We start from the raw sequence: 18922 nt of genomic DNA on the forward strand, positions 1-18922 counted from the left end.
CCTACGAACTGCGGCCCCATCCCAATCCCCAACCTGATGCCCAGCCATGACCACTATTGAAGATCTTCCCATCAGAGTCGATCGTGAGACCCTGCCGCCCCGCTTGGTGACCTTTGGTCTCGGCGGCTGCTCGGTCTACTATTCGACCCACCGCTTCTCCACCGGCAACCACAACGGCACTCCGGTTGAATCGTTCTGCCGCCCAGAAAGCCCTGCAGCACGCACGCCCGGGCGGACGTCTTGCAGCGGCCGTTGAGCAGCACCTCGCCCTGGTGGAGGCAGATATCCTCCACCTCGCCTTGAAGCAGTCGGCTCAGTAGCCGGCCTTTGAACCAACCCGCCCGTCATCCATGGCGGAGCTATGCCCAACCCCTGATACACGTAGGCACTAAACTTCCTAGAACCAGCATCAAAAACACCACCACCCCCATGTACCAGATCCTGCTTTCCACCACCAGCACGAGCCACCCGAAAGTGCTCGCTGAAGGCTCCGATACGGAATTGCGCGGCCGACTGAGCAACATCCTCCGTCAGCGCCGCGCCTCCGATATTGAGAAACCGCGCCGCGTGGCGCCGCACACGTTCGCGTTCGCCAATGGCTCGCGAATCCGCCTGACCATCCAGGTCGCCGGCATCTCCGCCGCCTACAAGGCCGCCTGATCCATCACTCAACCTGGCTGCACCGCCAACCCCGAAGGCGGAGCTGGGTTCACACCCTCCTACATGTAGGACCCTCCACCCAACACAACCACCAACATCCCTCGCCATGAACGACTACACCGTCATTGGATCCACCCCTTGCGATGAAGACTGTCAGCAGGTCGGAGCGCCCGACTATGACCGAGCTGCTGCGATCGCAGAATGCAAACGTTTCCGAGACTTGATCCGCGAGCACTGCGGTGAGGAACCAGAGGGGGCACGACTCATCATCAAAGGGGAAACCCACGAGTTCGGCACCTACCACGAAGTCCATTGCGTGTTCAATGACAACATCGACCTGGCCGTGGACTACGCGTTCCATGTCGAAACACATGCCCCTGCCAAGTGGGATGGCTCCGGTGCCCGACGCTGGCTGTCCACTTCTCAAGCCGAGCCCCAACCGTCATGACTCGGCTTACCATCCTCACCCGTCGGAGCCGGGCGCGCGTGATCGAGCTTCTGACCCCACCCACTGCCGTCACCAAGCTGCAACGGCCGGCCCCTGTAGGTCTGACCATCAAAAAACTCATGTGCCACAAACGGTATCGCAGACTGCGGGACACCTATACGATCGCCCGCATCGGATGCGGTGAGCTCGTTCCCCTTTCAGCCATCCGCCTGCACGGGAAAAAGTACTATTTCTACATGGAACAACTGCCGCCCCTTCGTCAGACCACCGACGACTGAACGTCCTCCCGGGCCATGACGCCCGGATCGTCTTCCGCATCTCCCTTCACTGCCCCCCCCCGGGCGGAGCCATGCCCAGGCGCTGATACGCGTAGTACCGGCCACAGCCCCTTCCCTTGCGCACTCCATGACCCTCTCTCCCTCTCGCTTCATTCCCGAAGGCTCCACCCCAGTCCCGCACCCGATGGGCGAGTCCCTTGGCATCGTCTATACTTACACGAGCCTCAACAAAGGTGCGCCTGCCGCGATCGCCTACCGCGGCAGGTCCGCCAAACGTGCCTGGCATTTCCGGTTCACCTCTGAATCCAATCGGGAGGCAAAGATCCGTGAGTTCTTCGAAGGCATCAGCAGCCGCCAAGACATCATCAAATCTCGCAAGGCCCGGGCATCAATGCCCCACAGCTACAAGGTCGGAGATATTGTGGTCAACTCGTGGGGCTACGATCAGACCAACATCGACTTCTACAAGGTCACCAAGATCACCGCGAACTTCGTATACCTGGTCAGGGTGGACAAACAGACTACGCCAAGCGGCGCATTGGCCATGCAAGGCACCACCATCCCGATACCTGACGAGGAAATTACCGAGGGCTACTTTGCCAAGCAAAATGGCCGCCATCGGGCCGATGCAGAGGGATGGGTGACCTTTGAGCACGGTGCCGGTTACAAGTGGGCTGGCAAACCGGAGAGCTGCTCCTGGTACGCATAACCCCGCCCCAGCTTGACACTTTGCGAGGGCCATGGCCTCACCCAAAGCACCCTCCATGGAGCTCCGCCGCGAGCTCCAGAAACTCTGGAACTCTGTTGAAGAACTCACCTCAGAAATAGTTGACCCCGACGAAGACGCCCTGGCCACCGTCCAGGAGCTGGTCGAGACCGTCGCCACATTGGCAGGCGTGACTCTCGGCGAGTACTCCGGAGCCCACCGCAAGGCGTACCGGCAACATCAGCGGGACTCCGGCGTGCTCGATGGCGACAGCGATCCGGAGGATGACGATGAGGATTGACCCCTCCCACACATGAACACCCTACTCGACTTCATCATCCACTTTGCCCTGCCACTGCTGGGCTTCCTCGCCAGCGGGTATGTCCTCGCCTGGCTGCGGGCAGACCGCGAACGCATCGAGCGCGAGGAGATTCAGGACGCAGCCATCCGTGAGGCCTACAACCGCGGCATCACCAAAGGCCGGCAGGACTGGCAAGAGTTCGTCCAGATAGGCAAGAACTAGATCACAATGCCATGGCACACCTCTTCTTCACTCCTCCAGCGATCAACACTACACCTGAAATCGAATTGGCTCTGATTTCGAGGAAACGCTCCCCCTCCAGCCTCAACTGCCCCCGGAAACGCAAGAAAAACCGGAAGGGCACAGGGGCCCACAAGTCACGTCCCAAAAAGTGACAGCCCGAGAGGGGCATGAAACTGATCATCACCCTCCTGGCGGTCTTTCTGGTGACCGCCCTCCCCTTCACCAGCGCCCTCGCCATCCTTTGGTGTGCTGGCATCGCCATCCTGCATGCCCGGGAGGAGTACCACGGACGACTGTGGGATTACTTCGGCCGCATCACGGACAACCAGTGGGTGGCGGAGCTCGGCAGGCTAAAGGGCTTTCTCCTCATCGTCCTCCCCGCGCTCGCCCTGCAGCTCACCGCCTCTTGGATGGCCTTCCGCTACAGCACCATCCAGCCCGCCCCCTTCTGGTTGGGCTTGCTGATCGGTGCCCGCCTGGGAGATGCCCTATTCTCCCATGGCCTGCCCACCGTTCGCGGCCGCGTTGGCAATCCTGGCCTGCCCACCGCTCTGATCTACCACACAGACGGCCTGCTGCTCCTGGTGTTGTTTCATGTGCCCCTGATGGCATCCCCGGCTGAGGCCTGGGCAGGCGCCCTGGGTGGTGCGCTCTTCTTCTACTCCGTTCTGCCTTTGATGAGGCTTACCCGGAACTTCCGCTTCTGACTTCACCCTTTGCCGTCGCCCAGGCGGCACACTGCAGGCCCTGGCTGGGATCCTGCAGGTTCTACACCAGGCCCACCGTCTGTCGCGAGCAGGCGGTGGGCCGCATCATTTCTAGCCCCCATGAAATCCACATGGTTCTCCCGCAAACCGCACCACGAGTTCGCCAAGTGCCTGCGTGAGGCTGATTCCAGCCGCTCCCTCTGGGAGTCTTTCTCAGACTGGCTCAATCTCGCCTACCTCTCCCTCTCCCAGGCCGCCCACAAGGTCCGCACGGGCTCCCTGGACGACGCAAAGGAGCAGGGATACCTCGAACTCATTGGGCAGTACAAGAACCCGTCCAAGATGTCGGAGGCCCTGGCCATCGTGGTCAACGCCCTCGAGATGGATCGGTACGACTTCATCGGCAGCGCCGCCGGGGAGCTGGAGCTCCTCAACCAATGGAACGGCCAGTTCTTCACGCCCAAGACCGTCTGCGACTTGATGTGCCAGATGACGCTGGGCGAATGTCGGCCGGATCCAGAGCACCGCCTGCGAATTGCAGAGCCTGCGTGCGGTGCAGGAGCCATGGCCATCGCAGCAACGGAGGTGCTCAAGGAAAACGGATTCGCCCCCTGGCACTACTGGCTGGACTGCACGGATATCGATCACCGGATGTTCAAGGCTTGCTACATCCAGCTCACCTTGTGCGGTGTCCCCGCCGTGGTCCGCCATGGAGACACCTTGCGCGCCACCCAGCATCGTGCCGAGCCCACCCTGGTGGCCGTTCTGCACCCCTACCGCTACACAGCCAAGGAACTGGCAGAGCAAGAGGCAGCCCAAAAGGAGCGGGAGACCGCAGAGGAAGCCGCCCGCATCGCGGCCAATACCCTCACGCTCTCCACTGCTCAGCCACTGGCGGTACCGGCCCGCAGGCCAGTGCCGCGTCCCGTTGCTTCCACCCCCAAACCTACCAAGCCTGCGCCCGTCGGACAGGCGGAGTTCAGCCTCTTTCCTTGAACTCCCACGGCTCACTTAATTGACAGTTTTTCCCCAGTCACAGCCCCCACTTAAGCGAAACCACCCACACCCAAAACATGCCATGAGCAGCCGCAACATCCCGCCTACCGCCACCGCCCAGGAGGTCATCCACGAGTACCCCCTGGACAAGGTCCACGTCAGTGAGTTGAACACCCGCCAGCCTACGGTGGATGAGGTCACCACAGCTGGCCTCGTCAAAAGCCTCAAGGAACTGGGTCAGACCACCCCAGGCATCGGTCGCCCCTTGAAGGGCAAACCAGGCCACATTGAGCTCGCTGCCGGCAGCCGCCGTCGGGTCGCTGCAGGGGCGGCAGGGCTGCCCCACTACAAGGTCATCATTCGGGATCTGACGGACGAACAGTTCAACACCTTGATCCTGGTGGAGAATTTCCAGCGGGAGAATCCCACTCCCAAGGCGGAGGCCATCGTGGTGAAGCGCCTGTTTGACGAGGGTCTCTCCACTCCCGCCTTGATCTCCGCCCGCCTGGGCAAGCCCGAGCACTGGGCCCGGCGCCGTATGCAGCTGCTGAAGCTGCATCCACTTCTGATGAAAGAGTGGGAAATGGGCCAATACTCCCATTTCACCGTGGAGATGATCGAGCAGCTCGCGGCCCTAGCTCCCGACACCCAAGCCAAGCTGGTGAAAAGCTGGCACACCATCCACTGCAACAACTTCAAAGAGCTGGTCGCCCATCTCAAAAAGAGCGTGCTCTGCAGTCTGGATGTTCCGTGGCTCGATGATCCGGATACCTTTGTCAAAGGCTGCGGTCCAAAATGCGTGCACGATTCTTCGGCTCAAAGTGAGCTATTCGGGTTTGAAGATGGTGGCAAGAAATCGAAGTGCGGGAACTGCACCAATCAGGCCTGCTTCTTTGCCCGTCGGGAGAAGTACAATGCCAAACGGCTGAAGGAGCTCGATGGCGGCGAGGGCCTGCCGCTCATCACCACCGATTACAATTCGGTCGAGGTGGGAGGCGTCAAGGCAAGCCGGGTCTACGACAGCGAGATCTTTTCTTCCAAGGCCAGCCAAAAAGAACTCGCCACTGGAAAGAAGGCCATTCAAGTCAAAGAGGACGGAGGGCTGGCAGTCGTTTATCTCAAACCCAAATCTGCAGGCGGCTCATCTGGCAAAAAACTCGCCAGCCCCAAGGAAAAGGCGGAGGCCAAAGTCAAGGTCCTGCAGTCCAAGCGCTGGAAGATCGTCCACGAGAAACTCGTCACCAGACTGGAGAAGGCCACTCACACCGACTGCACCGGAGACATCGACCAGCTGGTGGGAGTCTATGGCCTCCCCTGGCGGCGGAATTTCTGGGAGCGGCGCAATCAGCGGTGGTGGAAGATGCTGGATGGCGGAAACTACCTTCTCTATGCTCCCGGAGGTGGCAGCGAGAAGACCACCACCAACCGCCACGAGGCCCTCTGGTCCGGTCTGAAGGTGGTGCTGCTCGATCAGATCCGTGGCTTCCGTCTCGCCACCGAGATCCTCGACGTAGTTCCAGACATGGAACGCATCTCGACTCTCCTGAGCTTCCCCATCACCGAGGAGAAACGCCTGGCCGACCTCGCCGTGCCACCGCCCAAGAGCTGGGGGCCCACCGATACCCACACACTGCAGCCCCTCTCCGGCAACGGTACCGCACAGAAGCCTGCAGCAGTCAAAGCGGCGGCCGCAAAGGTCCCCGCCAAAAAAGCCACGAAGAAGGTCGCCAAAAAAGCTGCCAAGAAAGTGGCCACAAAGAAAGGAAAGGGCGCGGCCGCATGAACCCCTCCGTTCAGCAGCTTCAGGTCAGGCAGGTCAAGCTCGTGGGAGGCCCTGCCGACGGCCTGATCTCGATGGCCTCTCACTCCACCGCCATCGCAGATGGCGAGATCTATGTGTGGGACGGCAGCAAAGACCACAACCGTTTCGTTCACGCGAAGAGCTACCTCGCCACCCTGCCGAAAGAGCAAAGAGCGGAAGAAATCACCTTCGTCAAGTCGTGGTGCGAACACCCTCGGCCACTGACCGGCCAGGAACCAATGCCCGCCTGGCGATTCCGTGCCTGGCTGGAGCTGATCCGTTACGGACAAGTCGAATAACCATCACCCAACTGTAATTTCCTATGAATGATCCCCGCCTCATCAATATAGCAGCCGCTGCCATCGCCAATGCCCGTAGCAAGCGCCTCGGCGCCGCGCATGTTCCTAACATCTTGGATTTACTCCCTTCACGGCTCCGCGAAGAAGCCTGCCAAGATGCAGAAGCGGTCCTCAGCGCGTTGGTCCATGATCCCCAAAGGCCCACGCTCAAGTGGCCGCCAGTGGTGACCACCTCCCTCCTGCCAGAGGTTGGAGATAACTACCTCGAACTCACGTTGGGCCGGTGCCAGCCGGATGCCTACGGCGATGAACCACGCTGCCACATCCGGATCGAGCCCGGGTGGGTCCAGCTGTGCGGTCTCTATGTTCCCCATTTCGTTCGTGGGCAAGGCCTCTCCACGATCCTGGTGGACGCGGCCAAGGAGTACTGCCTGCCAGAGAAACTCCCCCTCTACATCGAGGTCAATCCTTTCGGAGTACTCCCCATGAGCCGTGAGGTGCTCATGCGCTGGTACGAAGTGGGCCACGGTTTCAAGCCCGTCGCCGGCCACCCCTACGCCATGGTCTGGATACCTGACATCCCTTCGGAATCTCCGGCCCGCACCAGCGATGCGGATTCGCTCAGCGGTTGGTAACCCTATCCCACTGCCACTAAGATGCCCACTTTTCATTCCTCAGAATTCAAAGCCCGCGTTGCTGCCTGGTGCCCGGCGCAGTTCCGCAATGAACCCTTCGAACTGCAGCTTACGCGAGCCTTCCTCGCTGCCTCAGCTTGTGCGGCTGATCAGCACCGGGCACTGCTGGGCGCCCGACCGATCAGGCCGCTGAAGTCTTACCCAGATCCCGTCGAGGCCCTCGGGTTTGCCAAGATCGACTACACTGGCTGGCCCGATTGGGTCAGCGGCTTGGAGGTCAAGGAAATGACTGCCAAGGTTTTCAAAGATCTCCCAGAGTACTCCACCTCAATACCTGACAGCTATCGCCGCCCCATAGCGGAGGGAGGCCGACCGTGGAAGCGGAACCTCAATGCTTTCGGCCAGTTCCAGCCCGAAACCGAGGCTTTGTGGCTCTACTGTGAGTATCGCACCCACAGTGATCCCACCAAACTCGAGATCTACACCGCCCAGATCAAGATCGTATGACGACCCCCTTTAAGCCCGGTCTTGACGTCCTGAACACAGGCCATGGCCACGCCGAAATCAACTTCGACCCCGCCAAATGCGAGGAGGTGGAGGTGGCACGGAATGCCATCACCGACATGCTCCAAAGAGGCTATCTCTTGTTCCTCGAGGGAGCTGACGGAAAGATCGTCAAGGTAGAAGCGTTCGACGCGACTCAGGGGCGCTACATCATAGGAGACTGCAGCATGCATCCTGCAGCCACGCCAGCAGCCGAGCCACCCAAGCGCCGCCGTGGGCGCCCACCCGGGACCAAGCGTGGTGCCGTTCCGATGGACCAGGTGCGGGCCACAGCCATGGGAAGGAGCGCGGGAGGATGAATGAATCCCCCACCAACGCAGAGGCCCACGCCTACTTGAAGGTGGTGGCCAGCGCGGCAGGCGAGTACGCCGGCATTCCTTTCCCTCTTCAAGGAACCCGACTGGTCATTCACCCCAAGTACCGCTTTGCCGAAGTCTTCAACAACAGCGATGAGGATGTACCCCCAGACACCACACAAAGTGAACCGTCATACTGGCCGGTCAATGCATGGACCAGCCGCCGGGGCGGCAAATGCATCATCGTCCTCCGGGACAAAGAGGACCGCAGAACCGCCCTAATCATCCCTGCTCCGACCTCGCTGCAGTTCGCCATCAACACCATGGGTCTCACGGTCGCGTGGACTCTGGAGGCTGAATACCGCGCGCTGGAAAAGCTGGCGTCGTTGTTGACTCCTCACGCCTTCAACCTCTACGTCCTCACCGGTAGTTTCGTAGAGACGAGTCCCCGGTCAGGAGTAAGCTATCTATTTCGCAAGCTGCGACCTACACTCGCCATTCGCGAAAGGGATGGTGACCAGACGGTGTTGTGCGCCCTTTGCCTTCACTCCATCGGGTACTACAAAGATTCATTCGGCGGTTCCTTGGTGCCGACAGATGACGTCATCAGTCACCTGCTACTCATGCGCGGGGACGAGCCCGGATTCTGGAGACTTGCCAACCAACACCCCGCCTGGGCACCGCAAGCTGCAGTCTAACTCTGCCAATCCATGAGCCCTACATCCATTTGCTACCTCTGGCAATTCACACTCAAAGGAGTACTTCCCGACGGCAAGCCCATTACTCTCAGCGGGCATTGTTTCGGAGCCACTTCGGAGGAGGCTTCGCAGAACGCTGAGAAGAACGTCAAGAAGCTGAAGCCCGGCCTTACGCTTCTGGATGCCAAGATCGCTCAGAAAGCGCTGGTTGAGCCCGAGACCCGCAGCTTTCTCCCCGCCTCCCAAGAACCCTTACTTTTGCCATCACCTGGCTGATGACAGGCGGCGATAGACCTGCTCACCAAGAACCAAAGGAGGTACCCACTATGAAATAACCCACCCATCCATCACCAACGGTTCCGAAGCCCGCGTGCGCCCTGCAGCCACGCGGGCTTCCTGTTTTCCACCCCCATCGACCCACGTTCTCATGCGCAAAGCAAAAGCACCCCACAACCCACCCACCATCATGTCTCTTCCGCCATCCACCCCGTTCAGCATCCCCTCCCTGGAGACGATCAACCGCTACTCCCCAGACCATCGCATTGCCCTCTACGTCCAGTGCGATGAAGAAGTCCGCGGCCGCTTCCTGGTTCAGGGCAAGGTACTCCACACCCTGGGGGACGAGGGCGAAAAACTCCTCAAAGAGGCGGGCATCAAACCCTCCAGCCTCGGCAATGCCCGGTACGCCCAGCTGGCCCTCAGCCTGGCTGACGGCAAGCGCAAGATCCACCCCGGCGGCACCGGCAAGAAGGTCAAGCCCGTCCTCTTCACGGAGGAGATCTACGATGCCCTCACGCTCGATCAGTGTGTGCTGCTTGCCTACGGCTCCACTTACCGCGGCTCCGCCCGGGTGGTGCAGCACCGCCCGGCTCCGGAGACGTTTGAGGCCATTCTGAAGCTCCCCGAGTGGGATCAGGAGCTCGAGTCCTACTTTGCCCACGGCGCCACCCGCGAGATGCACGCCGCCGCCCTTGCCGTAGCAGAGCAGCGGGCCAAGGATGCCCAGGCCATGAATGATGCCGCGCGGGAGCTCCAAGCCTCCCAGGCCCCCCCGCCGGCCATCCCCGTCCCACCTGCCCCCGTCATCGTCAGCGCCCCACCAGCGGCTCCAGAAGGCACTCCCGAGCCGGCTCCCGCCCCCGCGCTACCGGCAGAGGTGACCAACGTCGTCCCCTTCCCCGGTACCGCCGGGCTGACGGAAGTCTCCGACCAGCTGGGCGATCACAGCGAGGTGGACAACACCGACGACCACGTCTCAGACGAGGACATCGGCATCACTGCCTCCGAGTGGCAGGAGCACTTCGAGCAGCTCCAGGCGCTCTCCCGGCAATTCTCCCCGCACGTCACCGCGGAAGATCGGGCCGAGATGGTCTCCCAGCTCCGGGAGCTCGCTGAGGAGGTCGAGGCCACCCTCGCCGAACTTGCACAGGTCGCTGCATAGGTCCGGAGGTCCAGAGGGACTTTCCCGCCGTCTGCGGCGGGAAAGTCCCCGGCCCAAACCGCCCCAAACCTCCCCTTCCAGATGTTCCACGTGGAAAAACGGCCCGTTCCACGCGGTTTGCATAGGTGTTCAAACCACCTCCCCCAAAACCTAATCCGTGCACCAACCGTTGAAAATCAACGGTCCTCATGCTGCCTCTTCGAGGTCGGGGAGGTTGTAGAGGTCAGTGTCGATTGTTGTGAAGGACTCCGAGAAATTTTCTTGCCGAGATCTCCTGAGGAATTTGGCACTGACCGCCTCAACCTCCGCTAGCCCCGCATTTCCCCCACTTCAGCCACCCCCGTCCCACCCATGAATTTCACCACCACCCAGCCCGAACTGAAGCGCCTCGCCGCCCTCCTGCGCCCCTTGGGGCTGCCCAAAAGCAGCCTGCCCGTCCTCACCCATTTGCGCCTGGAGGCCAACGGATCCGGCATCACTGCCTACGCCACCGATCTGGAGACCGCCCTCATCGCTCCCCTGCAGCCCACGCAGATCGATCCTGATCCCAGTTTTCACGCCAGCCTGCCGGTGGAGTTCCTGCTCCGTGTCGCCCGGGAGGCGGACAAAGACACCTCCATCACCTGGGCCCTGGCAGACAGCCAGCTGGAGCTGCGGTGGTCCTCGCAGGGCGTTCCCATGCATGAGAGCGCTCCCTGTTTGCCCCACCACGACTTCCCAGCCATCGACACCAGCGGCCACGAGCACGGCCTCTGGGTCGGCGCGCCCCTCCTGGAGGCATTCCGCCAGGCCCTGTCTCATGTCAGCGAGGACACGACCCGCCACGTGCTCATGGGCGTGTTCCTGGACCATGAGGACCACCGCATCGTTGCGACCGACGGCCGTCGGCTCTTTTGCAGCCGGTCCCCGGTGGCTCTACCCTGCAGCGTCATCATCCCCACAGCGGCCGCCAGTTTCTTGGCCGATCACATGGGGGAAGAAGGTCCCATCTGGTTCAAGACACCACCTGCAGGGGAGGGACAGGTGCCCTACGCCAGCTCAATCTACGCCCGCCTCGCCGGCAACGCCTTCTACACGTGCAAAACCATTGAGGGCGTCTTCCCGCGGTACCAGCAGGTCATCCCCTGGTCCAGCCTGCCGCATGAGGCGCACCTCACGATGGAGCGGGACACTCTGCTCAAGCAGCTCCGCCATGTGAGCAGCGTGGATGCCCGCTTGGCCTTCCGGATGGGGGATGGCATCCTCGCCATCTGCTACCGCCCCACGCCCCAACGGCCGTTTACGGATTGGATTGCCGTCGGCACCACCGCCTATCAGGGGCCCGCCGTCGTGTCGGCGTTCTGCGGCGCCTACTTCACCCAGGCCATCCAGTCTTTGACCAGCCCCGTCCTCCGCTTCCTGGATGAGCTCAGCCCCATCATGCTGGAGAGCGGCCCAGCCCTGACCGTCATCATGCCCATGCGCATCGAGGGCGAAGGCCTTCCGGATCCCACCCGCCTTCTCGCCAACCGCGCTTCGGTCCCGCCCGTTTTCCCGCCCGCCACTTAAGCGAAAGTTGACGGTGTTCGAAAGCCACCTCCCCGACCTCTGCAAAGACGAGGGGAGGTGGCTTCACTTTTTCAAAATCTTCTCCCATGGCCGGTACAAATATCACCCTCCCGTCGGATACCGAGCTGCTCGACCACCTGCAGCGCCTCATCTCCGAGTGCCCCCACGCCGAGATCATCCACAACATGGATGAGGACCATGAAGACTACCCCGTAGGCTGGTCCATCCGCATCGTCGGGTGTGAGACCAGCCACGTCACCGCCCCCAGCTTCCGCGAGGTAATCGCTGCAGATATCGAGCTCCACCAGCGCTGGCTGTCCGAGGGCGGCCCGCCGGCCGAAGATCACGATCACAAAGCCTGATTCCGTTAAACCACGAACCCCCGTTCGTTATGGCAAACACCATCGATGACCTGCTTGAAGAAGTCCGGTCCCTCAAAGCCAAAACCGTTGCCCCCGATCCCACCGGGATCATCGCCGCCGCTGAACTTGCTCGCGAGCGCGCCGAGTCTCTCAGAGATCAGGCCATCAAAGAGCGAGACGAGGCCCTGGCCGCGCTCGCGAAAGTGAAGGCAGATGTCCAGTGGACCATGGGGCAGCTCCTCATCCGGGACATTATCTACCTCAAGAGTGATGAACTGCCCGCAGCGGTGGAGGGGTGGCTGCCAGGCTGGGGGCAGGATCCGGAAGACACGGCCCGCATCGCCTGGCTCAACCAGCACGGCCGCATCAAGATTCACGCCCATAACTGGCTGCTCGCCATCCCCCATCAGATGGTGTTCGCGGAGGAGTCAATCCCTGACGTCTACAATCTCCGGCACATCATCGACATTTCACGCCGCACCTGCCCTGAAGGAAATAACCCAAAGAGGCCATAGGAGTCATTGGAAACTACCGGAACGGTCCAAGTCGCCCGCGCCAGTGAAACATCGCGGATCTCCAAATCTTCACAGGCCACGAATTCGGCAAAAAAACCCTTCACAGCTGCCGACGAATGGCATCCGACCGTGAAGGGTAATCAGGGCGAACAGACTACTTGGGCTTGCCAAAAATCAGGGTGTGCCGCCCACCGAACACGCTGTGAGTGAGTAACAAGTACATGGAAGCCCCCATTTCATTCGTCTGCTGATTCAAAAAAAGAACGAATTTTGCATCCGCATCCCCACCTGTGAATATCTGCTCTGAGACTACAATAGCTTTGTATTCCCATGTTCCCGGATTGCTCCTTACCTGAAGTAGTGGATTGGAAATGGAAATATTTCCACCGCTCACCTCTACCTTTCCTGAGATGTTATTCAGTCCTTGTCCAAGAGCTATAGCCGAATCATCAAATTTCTTCAGTTGTTCTGCAGTGAGGCTAACCGGAATCGGTTGAGGAGGCATCACCCAGTCCACCAAACCCAGCTGACTAGTTTTAAGCGTCAGACGTCGCTGAGCGTCCTCAGATCTGATCGTGTACGCAGCCTTCACTTTTATCATCACTGATCTACTGCTTGCCTCCTGAAAAAGATCAATTTTCCGCGCAATGTTGAGTCCGCGAAAAAATATACGGGGCTCCTCCCCCTTCTCAATTCTCACTTTCGCCTTGAACTCATCAAGCTGTTCTTGGCTCTTGAAGAAATCATCACTGGAAGAACTGCTACCCCCTCCAGCCGACCCTCCAAGTGAGAACATCGACGCCGCAAAACTTCCGGCAGCTGAGGCAGAGACATTCGAGCTCTTGAGCACAGATTTGATGGTCTCATTAGCTGCCTTATGCGTCTGTGACTCAAGAGCAGTTTTAGCAATATCCCACATAACAGTAATGGGGCGACCTTGTTCCAAAGTCGCACCTTCCCCCAAAATCTGGGTAGCAAACGTTTGCATCTCCTTCTGCTTAAATCCAATCTCGGATTCCATCCTCTTTGCTGCAGCTGCCATCAGCGCCCTTGACTCTTCTCCTATGGAATTTTCCATACCCGGATCCACAAACTCAAGGACAACCTGATTCGAAACAGACTGCAGCAACAACTCCCTCACGTCTTTCTCTATCACGAATTCCTTCCCTCCTGTGTTGGCCATCCGTGTCTCATATGCTTTCTCCAACCCCAAAGCCGTCACCTCTATCATATTCGAACTCAACTTACCTGCTTTGTACCCATATTTAATGGTCAATGGCACCCCTTGCCCATGATCGACCAGCTCCTTTCGAAATCGGATCCATGACTTTCCAGGGATCACAAGCGTCACTTGTGCGGGACTCTCACCTCCGATTTTCGATACCCCACCAATCACTTTTACGCCCTTCAGCCACGGAATTTCCTGGTCAACTTCAATACTATAGGACGTCAATTTTAGAAGAGACACCGCAGATTCGCTGATCGCGGACTCATCCATGCCTTTATACTTGCCCATCAATATATCTTTTCCAATACCACTGTACGAATGCTCAAAAGATACATCGAGGGTTATATCATCTTCTTCCACCGTCCGCGCTTTACTTACTTCAGTTAACCTTTGGACACTTGCTGGGGAGAAAACGGGTAAAAACTGTGGAGTAAAATAAAACTGGTAATCTCTATTCCACCATCGGCTTTTGGCCTCCGAGCCTGTATCTTTTAGAATCTCATTGTGCGTACTGACTGTAGGATAAACGCGCACGGTGACTGCCCGACGGGTATCGTGCGAAAAACCATCAGATATTAAGGCATTTGCACCCCCATCAACATCTATTTGGGCGTATGCGAGGTTTCCCAGGGCGATCAAGGACTGTACACCTAAAGCAATTAAAAGTGTGGAAGATTTCATATTGGATAGCTCCATTGTTAGTTTTCAGTAGACTCTTATTTGCATACACGTCGTCCAAAAGTCCAGCCAATTCACTGTAATTTTCGGACAGAGACCAGAATCGGGAAAGCGTGGGAACGCACTTTCAACTAGCGCAACCTTTGACGCCTGCTTCTACCAAAGCTGTTTTCGATAAAGGCTCGGGGTCACAGACAGCAGAATTCGAAGAATATATTTGCTACTGACTGCGATTCATTACAGCGTTTGGAATGAAGGTAAAGATTTTCAGCTCAAACAACGTCGAAACCTTGGAGCAACGTGTCAATGAGTTCCTCCGAGACAATGATGAAACGATTGATGTAAAAAGCATCACCCAGTCTGAGTCGGTGTCCGAAAAGCAGAGCGGCCCCCCTCTCTATAGTGTGACGATTACGATCTTCTATCTTGAAGCTCACTAGGGAACATCGTTTAGTGGCACCACCGCATCTGGTTCCTCATACCGAGCGTTGCTCATCTTGCGAGTAACAGGCCATTGATTCATTTCAGTGGCCGCTCTCCCTGTCTGCACCTTTTCGACAAGCCATGCCAGTTCTTCGGGCGAGATCTTGTCGTCCATCCAGTGAACCCAGTCCTCAGGGGCCAGTACCACGGGGAATCGGTCGTGAATCCAGGCTCCTCGCGTGGTAGCTTTTGTGGTGAGAATGGTAAAGGTCTCCGTGAGCGGAGTTTCAGGCGGAGCTTCTTTGGAAGTCCAACTTTCCCAAAGGCCCGCGAAGACCATCAGGCTCTCGCCTGGCAGCGTGAAAAGCCACGGTTGCTTCGATTTATCAGGCAAGGTCTCCCATTCATAGAAACCGTGGCTCAGCACCAGGCACCGTCGAGTTTTGAACGCACTCCGAAAGGCCGGCTTTTCAGGAACCGTCTCGGCGCGCGCGTTGATGGCCTTGCTCGCAAAAGACTGGTCCTTCGCCCAGAATGGGAGCAGTCCCCAGCGCAGCGCTTCGACCTCGTGCCCGCCATCTTTCGTAGCTCGCACGATGGGCGAGAACTGTGTCGGCGCGATGTTATAGCGGGGCGGGAACATCTTCCGGATCTCCAAGCCCGGAACGTGCTTGAGTTCATCAGCCTCAGTCGTGATGCCGCGGTATCGGAATCGTCCACACATGGAATGGTTGTACCACGCGAGTCTAGCCAGGCAAAGATCGAACAATTAATATCGCAGCTCATAGTCCCTTCCCATTGATGGCGGTGGGTCGGCCTCGGTGGTCAGCTGCAGCTCCCCTGCCCTGGGTGGGCTCAGCAGGCCGGTGATGTCGGCCACGGCGATCTGCATACGCTCCGTGTCGGTCGCGTGGTCATCCGTCCGCTTTTGGTACCACTCGCCAATCTCCTCGCCCTTGCCGTTGGTACGGTACCGGCGATCCCAGGCCGTGACCTGCAGCTTGTACTCTTCGGAGGTCTCCTCATGCAGCTGCCAGTCACCAAGCTCCCCGTACATCATCATGTACAATCGGTCCAGGGTAGAGGGCTTAGAGAACCGGTAGAGCGGGATCGGCCGCACTCTGCCGGCATTGGCCGTTCCCAGGGCGGGATCCACCGGCGAGACATCCCAGATCTGCTTGCGGCGGGCGGTTCCCTCCCCCACGAGGAAGTGCATGGCGTCGTCACCCTTCATCGCCTTCCACTTGTACCCTGAATCGACCACCATCTGATAGCCCTCCGCCGTGGCAAAGGCGGTGTCGATCGCGATGTTGTAGTCGTCCACATGCCAGTCGTCCCGAAGCTGCAGGATTGCCGCTTTGGAGTGGACCTTGCCAAAGAAGAGCTTCCGGGAGATCCCTCCGTACCCCCAGGCACGGATGTTCACCCAGTAATGGCGTCCGTCTTTAGCCTGGACGTCGATCGTCATCACACGACGTTGCTCGAGCTCCCATTTGTCCAGCCTGCCATAGGGGCGCACCCGCTGCAGCAGGAAGCGTTCTTCTTTCTGGTGGCGCAGGCGGTCTGTCCAGGGCAAGCCCCGGGTTTCGTTCCAATGGTCCTTGTAGTCGGAGTAATCCCCCCACTTCATCGCGGTGACGGCCGCCAAAAACTCCTTCACCTGGTCCTCCCAGCTGGTGAAGTGCGGCAGCAACGCGTTCCAGTGGTAGGACTTCGTATCGGACGCCGCATTCGGATTCGCTGGGATCCAGCGGCCGGTTCGGCAGAAGTATTTCCGATCAGACTGGGTCGGCCCGATGTTTCGGTACGTGTGACCGCACGCTGCGCACTCGAAGTGCAGCGTCTTCACCACCTCATCCAGGTTCCACTTGCCATCTGGGCAGGTAGTTTCATTGGACTCCCATTTAAGGCCGCCAGGCTTGCCCTTCTCACCCCACTCCAGACGGAACTCATGATCACACTCCGGGTTGCGACACTTCACGTGCCAGTGGTTCTGGTTGCCCAGCAGGAAGGCGCGGTGCACCGCATCCCCCTCCATGTCTGGACAGGAAATGGTGAGGTGCTTGTAGTTGTGCGGGAAGGACCGGGTGCGCTTGCGCACCATCGCCAGGGCGCCATCCTTCCACTGGCGCACCTCATCCAGGAAGAGGTACCGGTACGGCGTGGACTGCAGGGAGGCTTCGTTCTCCGCACCCACCACATGCAGGTAGGATCCCGGAAAGTACATCTCCAGGAGGTTGCGCTTGCCCTTCTCCTTGGGCAGCCGCTCCGCAATCCGCGGAGTGTTGTCGTACATGGGCCAGAGGCGGCCCTTCACCAGCTTTTTGGCCTCGGGCGTGCTCTTCGTCACCCACAGCGCCGGCCCGGCATCTTCGTCCAGCGTCCAGCCCAGCAGGCCCATGTTCTTCACCGTCTTGCAGCTCTGGGCAGAGCACATCGACGTGACGTTGCGCACACCCTCGTCGGCAAAGTCGTCCATCGGCTGCCGGAGGAACTCCAGGTCCGGATCCCACCGGTCTCCGTTGTGCAGGACTATGTTACGGGCACACCAGTCGAAGGGAGAGACTTTGCCTGGAGGGCGGAGAGCTGCTTGGAGACTCTCGACCAGAATATTTTTTTTTAGCCCAATCACCCAGGGAGAGATCCTGCAGCAAACCGTCGTGTGCGTTGCCCAGGCGCTTGGTCGCCTCCGGCACAGTTTCCCCTACCACCTGGGGAGCGATGTTGTGGCGCAACGTCCGCAGGTTCGAGACCAAACCACCAAACAAGGCCGACATGACTGAGACCACCTCGTCCACGTGGAGCAGCTCGCCGCGCATCTTGGCAAGCTCGATGTCCTGCATCTCCAGCTTGCCAGCCGCGATCTTGGTCTCGATGTCGAGCTTGTTTTCCTTCTCCTTCTTGCCGTGGCGGCGGCCGCTCTTGTCGATCCACTCCTTCCATTCCTCAATGGGATAGCGCCCGTCGGCCGTATGGCCAGGGTTACCCTCAATCTTCAGCCACCGCTGGATTGTCTTGCGGTCACGACCAATCAGCTCCGCCAGTACGGCCTGGTTTTTCGCGTACCCCGGGCTCGCTGACGGAGTGTCACTGTCACCTATCGGCAATTCTCCATCCACCCCGTCCCCCGCGCGTCAACCTGCGACTTGTCCCGCGACCTGTCCCACCTCCACGACCTCACCTAAACGGCTGCTTCTGCCAACTCGATCAGCATGGGACATTCAGTAAAAACACCGGACATCGCGCGACAAAGCGGGTATTACCAACGTGAACGCTTTTGGGGGTAAAAAGATTCCTTTAACCACGGTGGTGGTGCCCCACTTCCCCTCTCAATTCTAAGCGCGCATTCAACAACAACGGGATTCGGGGGCGCGCTGCCTCCATCAAGGTCAGGGCTGCACGTCGTACTTGCCCTCATACACGGCCACCATGTTCCTGATGGCTCTGGCGAGCGCTGGGTTGTTCTTGCCCATGTCACTCAGGCGCTTGATCGCCCTGTCGAAATCGTCTGCGTCTTCCTCTTCCCTGATCACGCTCTCCCCATCGAGACTACGTTTTGCTATCAGCACCAAGGACCTAGCATTCTCTGGCAATCGGTCTTCGATGAAGGACTGCACCAGCTGCTGCTTGTCTCGGTCGGGAATGAAATCCTGAGCTACGAGCTTCTCCAACATGACCGTCGTGAGCAGGCCTACCCCCCGGCCAATCTTCGCCAAGCTCGCTGGGTCAATGTCCGCCTCTCTCGCAATACTGGTGATGGCCTTGCCGGTGTGCTCAACGATCGCTTGGAGAGAATGGGGGGTCTTGGGCATGTAGGTAATTTCTATACATTTGGGCGAAAGTGCAAATCTTTCTTGACCGATTTAGGCATTTCTCCTAAATGTCTGTATATGGCCCTAGCAGAAATCCAAACCACCCCGCTGCGGACGCCAGCCCACGTTGCCTTGATGAAGGTGTTCTTGGACCTGGCCGTCTCAATGCGTGACGCCGGTGCTGACCGCACCACGGCCCGGGCGGCCCTCGACTTTGAAGAAGAGTTCGAGCGTCGCCTCGCAGAGGCCGCCAGCCCCCAAGGCTAAGCCCCACCCCGCCTCC

General features: G+C 59.2%; 26 protein-coding genes. 21 read left to right on the forward strand and 5 right to left on the reverse strand.

Features of this window, described 5'->3' with window-relative positions; translation table 11 throughout:
- Window positions 1-185 precede the first annotated feature (185 nt).
- The 20 genes from BV034_RS36300 to BV034_RS21115 all read left to right on the forward strand — a co-directional run bounded on the left by BV034_RS36300 (window position 186) and on the right by BV034_RS21115 (window position 12498).
- A complete protein-coding gene (locus BV034_RS36300; RefSeq protein WP_265593274.1) occupies window positions 186-320 on the forward strand; it encodes a hypothetical protein in 135 nt (44 codons plus the stop codon).
- A 109-nt stretch (window positions 321-429) separates the two neighbouring features.
- Window positions 430-660 carry a hypothetical protein gene (locus tag BV034_RS21025; protein ID WP_050028948.1) on the forward strand — a complete coding sequence of 77 codons (231 nt, stop codon included), beginning with the start codon at window positions 430-432 and terminating at the stop codon, window positions 658-660.
- A gap of 106 nt (window positions 661-766) precedes the next feature.
- Complete coding sequence (locus tag BV034_RS21030; RefSeq protein ID WP_050028949.1) at window positions 767-1108, forward strand: hypothetical protein; 342 nt, start codon at window positions 767-769, stop codon at window positions 1106-1108.
- Entirely contained in the window at window positions 1105-1386 is a 282-nt protein-coding gene (locus BV034_RS21035) for a hypothetical protein (protein ID WP_050028950.1), read from the forward strand. The genes BV034_RS21030 and BV034_RS21035 overlap by 4 nt, the downstream gene beginning before the upstream one ends.
- Window positions 1387-1513: 127 nt before the next feature.
- The gene (locus BV034_RS21040) at window positions 1514-2095 is read left to right on the forward strand and encodes a hypothetical protein (protein ID WP_265593275.1); all 582 of its coding nucleotides are present in this window, start codon (window positions 1514-1516) and stop codon (window positions 2093-2095) included.
- 31 nt (window positions 2096-2126) lie between these two features.
- Window positions 2127-2393: a hypothetical protein gene (locus BV034_RS21045; RefSeq protein ID WP_050028952.1), complete on the forward strand. Its 267-nt coding sequence runs from the start codon at window positions 2127-2129 to the stop codon at window positions 2391-2393.
- A gap of 12 nt (window positions 2394-2405) precedes the next feature.
- Window positions 2406-2615 carry a hypothetical protein gene (locus BV034_RS21050; protein WP_050028953.1) on the forward strand — a complete coding sequence of 70 codons (210 nt, stop codon included), beginning with the start codon at window positions 2406-2408 and terminating at the stop codon, window positions 2613-2615.
- A 188-nt stretch (window positions 2616-2803) separates the two neighbouring features.
- Entirely contained in the window at window positions 2804-3343 is a 540-nt protein-coding gene (locus BV034_RS21055; RefSeq protein ID WP_050028954.1) for a hypothetical protein, read from the forward strand.
- Window positions 3344-3463: 120 nt separating this feature from the next.
- Complete coding sequence (locus tag BV034_RS21060; RefSeq protein ID WP_050028955.1) at window positions 3464-4339, forward strand: N-6 DNA methylase; 876 nt, start codon at window positions 3464-3466, stop codon at window positions 4337-4339.
- Window positions 4340-4421: 82 nt separating this feature from the next.
- Window positions 4422-6122, forward strand: a complete 1701-nt coding sequence (locus tag BV034_RS21065) for a ParB/RepB/Spo0J family partition protein (RefSeq protein ID WP_050028956.1) — start codon at window positions 4422-4424, stop codon at window positions 6120-6122.
- The gene (locus tag BV034_RS21070; RefSeq protein WP_265593276.1) at window positions 6119-6439 is read left to right on the forward strand and encodes a hypothetical protein; all 321 of its coding nucleotides are present in this window, start codon (window positions 6119-6121) and stop codon (window positions 6437-6439) included. The genes BV034_RS21065 and BV034_RS21070 overlap by 4 nt, the downstream gene beginning before the upstream one ends.
- A 23-nt stretch (window positions 6440-6462) precedes the next feature.
- On the forward strand, window positions 6463-7074 hold the full coding sequence (locus BV034_RS21075) for a hypothetical protein (RefSeq protein ID WP_050028958.1): 612 nt from the start codon (window positions 6463-6465) through the stop codon (window positions 7072-7074).
- Between the two features lie 21 nt (window positions 7075-7095).
- On the forward strand, window positions 7096-7581 hold the full coding sequence (locus tag BV034_RS21080) for a hypothetical protein (RefSeq protein WP_050028959.1): 486 nt from the start codon (window positions 7096-7098) through the stop codon (window positions 7579-7581).
- Entirely contained in the window at window positions 7578-7937 is a 360-nt protein-coding gene (locus BV034_RS21085; protein WP_050028960.1) for a hypothetical protein, read from the forward strand. Before BV034_RS21080 ends, BV034_RS21085 begins: the two co-directional genes overlap by 4 nt.
- Window positions 7934-8632 (forward strand): hypothetical protein, encoded by a 699-nt coding sequence (locus tag BV034_RS21090; protein ID WP_050028961.1) that lies wholly within the window; start codon window positions 7934-7936, stop codon window positions 8630-8632. The genes BV034_RS21085 and BV034_RS21090 overlap by 4 nt, the downstream gene beginning before the upstream one ends.
- Window positions 8633-8644: 12 nt before the next feature.
- Window positions 8645-8908 (forward strand): hypothetical protein, encoded by a 264-nt coding sequence (locus BV034_RS21095; RefSeq protein ID WP_050028962.1) that lies wholly within the window; start codon window positions 8645-8647, stop codon window positions 8906-8908.
- Between the two features lie 190 nt (window positions 8909-9098).
- A complete protein-coding gene (locus BV034_RS21100) occupies window positions 9099-10073 on the forward strand; it encodes a hypothetical protein (protein WP_265593277.1) in 975 nt (324 codons plus the stop codon).
- A gap of 351 nt (window positions 10074-10424) precedes the next feature.
- Window positions 10425-11621 (forward strand): DNA polymerase III subunit beta, encoded by a 1197-nt coding sequence (locus tag BV034_RS21105; RefSeq protein ID WP_050028964.1) that lies wholly within the window; start codon window positions 10425-10427, stop codon window positions 11619-11621.
- An 86-nt stretch (window positions 11622-11707) separates the two neighbouring features.
- Window positions 11708-11983, forward strand: a complete 276-nt coding sequence (locus tag BV034_RS21110; RefSeq protein WP_050028965.1) for a hypothetical protein — start codon at window positions 11708-11710, stop codon at window positions 11981-11983.
- A 29-nt stretch (window positions 11984-12012) separates the two neighbouring features.
- The gene (locus BV034_RS21115) at window positions 12013-12498 is read left to right on the forward strand and encodes a hypothetical protein (RefSeq protein ID WP_050028966.1); all 486 of its coding nucleotides are present in this window, start codon (window positions 12013-12015) and stop codon (window positions 12496-12498) included.
- Window positions 12499-12652: 154 nt separating this feature from the next.
- Here BV034_RS21115 and BV034_RS21120 read toward each other — a convergent pair whose 3' ends face one another.
- From BV034_RS21120 to BV034_RS21145, 5 genes are all read right to left on the reverse strand, one after another.
- Window positions 12653-14407 carry a hypothetical protein gene (locus BV034_RS21120; protein ID WP_265593278.1) on the reverse strand — a complete coding sequence of 585 codons (1755 nt, stop codon included), beginning with the start codon at window positions 14405-14407 and terminating at the stop codon, window positions 12653-12655.
- Between the two features lie 433 nt (window positions 14408-14840).
- Window positions 14841-15551, reverse strand: coding sequence for an SOS response-associated peptidase (locus BV034_RS21130; RefSeq protein WP_050028969.1), 711 nt, complete (start codon window positions 15549-15551; stop codon window positions 14841-14843).
- Window positions 15552-15596: 45 nt separating this feature from the next.
- Window positions 15597-17459 carry a phage terminase large subunit family protein gene (locus BV034_RS21135; RefSeq protein ID WP_265593279.1) on the reverse strand — a complete coding sequence of 621 codons (1863 nt, stop codon included), beginning with the start codon at window positions 17457-17459 and terminating at the stop codon, window positions 15597-15599.
- Complete coding sequence (locus BV034_RS21140; RefSeq protein ID WP_265593280.1) at window positions 17365-17934, reverse strand: hypothetical protein; 570 nt, start codon at window positions 17932-17934, stop codon at window positions 17365-17367. Before BV034_RS21140 ends, BV034_RS21135 begins: the two co-directional genes overlap by 95 nt.
- Before the next feature lie 282 nt (window positions 17935-18216).
- Window positions 18217-18639 carry a hypothetical protein gene (locus tag BV034_RS21145; RefSeq protein WP_050028972.1) on the reverse strand — a complete coding sequence of 141 codons (423 nt, stop codon included), beginning with the start codon at window positions 18637-18639 and terminating at the stop codon, window positions 18217-18219.
- Window positions 18640-18717: 78 nt separating this feature from the next.
- On the opposite strand from BV034_RS21145, the gene BV034_RS21150 reads away from it, so the two are divergent.
- A complete protein-coding gene (locus BV034_RS21150; RefSeq protein ID WP_050028973.1) occupies window positions 18718-18906 on the forward strand; it encodes a hypothetical protein in 189 nt (62 codons plus the stop codon).
- The last annotated feature ends 16 nt before the right edge of the window (window positions 18907-18922 follow it).

The sequence above is a fragment of the Verrucomicrobium sp. BvORR034 genome, assembly GCF_000739635.1.
Lineage (GTDB): Bacteria > Verrucomicrobiota > Verrucomicrobiia > Verrucomicrobiales > Verrucomicrobiaceae > Verrucomicrobium.

Coding starts and splice junctions, on each gene's coding strand:
- BV034_RS21045 (WP_050028952.1), top strand. CDS start 2,127: ATGGCCTCACCCAAAGCACCCTCCATGGAGCTCCGCCGCGAGCTCCAG.
- BV034_RS21145 (WP_050028972.1), bottom strand. CDS start 18,639: ATGCCCAAGACCCCCCATTCTCTCCAAGCGATCGTTGAGCACACCGGC.
- BV034_RS21100 (WP_265593277.1), top strand. CDS start 9,099: ATGTCTCTTCCGCCATCCACCCCGTTCAGCATCCCCTCCCTGGAGACG.
- BV034_RS21120 (WP_265593278.1), bottom strand. CDS start 14,407: ATGAAATCTTCCACACTTTTAATTGCTTTAGGTGTACAGTCCTTGATC.
- BV034_RS21055 (WP_050028954.1), top strand. CDS start 2,804: ATGAAACTGATCATCACCCTCCTGGCGGTCTTTCTGGTGACCGCCCTC.
- BV034_RS21025 (WP_050028948.1), top strand. CDS start 430: ATGTACCAGATCCTGCTTTCCACCACCAGCACGAGCCACCCGAAAGTG.
- BV034_RS21060 (WP_050028955.1), top strand. CDS start 3,464: ATGAAATCCACATGGTTCTCCCGCAAACCGCACCACGAGTTCGCCAAG.
- BV034_RS21035 (WP_050028950.1), top strand. CDS start 1,105: ATGACTCGGCTTACCATCCTCACCCGTCGGAGCCGGGCGCGCGTGATC.
- BV034_RS21095 (WP_050028962.1), top strand. CDS start 8,645: ATGAGCCCTACATCCATTTGCTACCTCTGGCAATTCACACTCAAAGGA.
- BV034_RS21090 (WP_050028961.1), top strand. CDS start 7,934: ATGAATGAATCCCCCACCAACGCAGAGGCCCACGCCTACTTGAAGGTG.
- BV034_RS21115 (WP_050028966.1), top strand. CDS start 12,013: ATGGCAAACACCATCGATGACCTGCTTGAAGAAGTCCGGTCCCTCAAA.
- BV034_RS21105 (WP_050028964.1), top strand. CDS start 10,425: ATGAATTTCACCACCACCCAGCCCGAACTGAAGCGCCTCGCCGCCCTC.
- BV034_RS21110 (WP_050028965.1), top strand. CDS start 11,708: ATGGCCGGTACAAATATCACCCTCCCGTCGGATACCGAGCTGCTCGAC.
- BV034_RS21050 (WP_050028953.1), top strand. CDS start 2,406: ATGAACACCCTACTCGACTTCATCATCCACTTTGCCCTGCCACTGCTG.
- BV034_RS21065 (WP_050028956.1), top strand. CDS start 4,422: ATGAGCAGCCGCAACATCCCGCCTACCGCCACCGCCCAGGAGGTCATC.
- BV034_RS21130 (WP_050028969.1), bottom strand. CDS start 15,551: ATGTGTGGACGATTCCGATACCGCGGCATCACGACTGAGGCTGATGAA.
- BV034_RS21030 (WP_050028949.1), top strand. CDS start 767: ATGAACGACTACACCGTCATTGGATCCACCCCTTGCGATGAAGACTGT.
- BV034_RS21080 (WP_050028959.1), top strand. CDS start 7,096: ATGCCCACTTTTCATTCCTCAGAATTCAAAGCCCGCGTTGCTGCCTGG.
- BV034_RS21040 (WP_265593275.1), top strand. CDS start 1,514: ATGACCCTCTCTCCCTCTCGCTTCATTCCCGAAGGCTCCACCCCAGTC.
- BV034_RS21070 (WP_265593276.1), top strand. CDS start 6,119: ATGAACCCCTCCGTTCAGCAGCTTCAGGTCAGGCAGGTCAAGCTCGTG.
- BV034_RS21075 (WP_050028958.1), top strand. CDS start 6,463: ATGAATGATCCCCGCCTCATCAATATAGCAGCCGCTGCCATCGCCAAT.
- BV034_RS21085 (WP_050028960.1), top strand. CDS start 7,578: ATGACGACCCCCTTTAAGCCCGGTCTTGACGTCCTGAACACAGGCCAT.
- BV034_RS21150 (WP_050028973.1), top strand. CDS start 18,718: ATGGCCCTAGCAGAAATCCAAACCACCCCGCTGCGGACGCCAGCCCAC.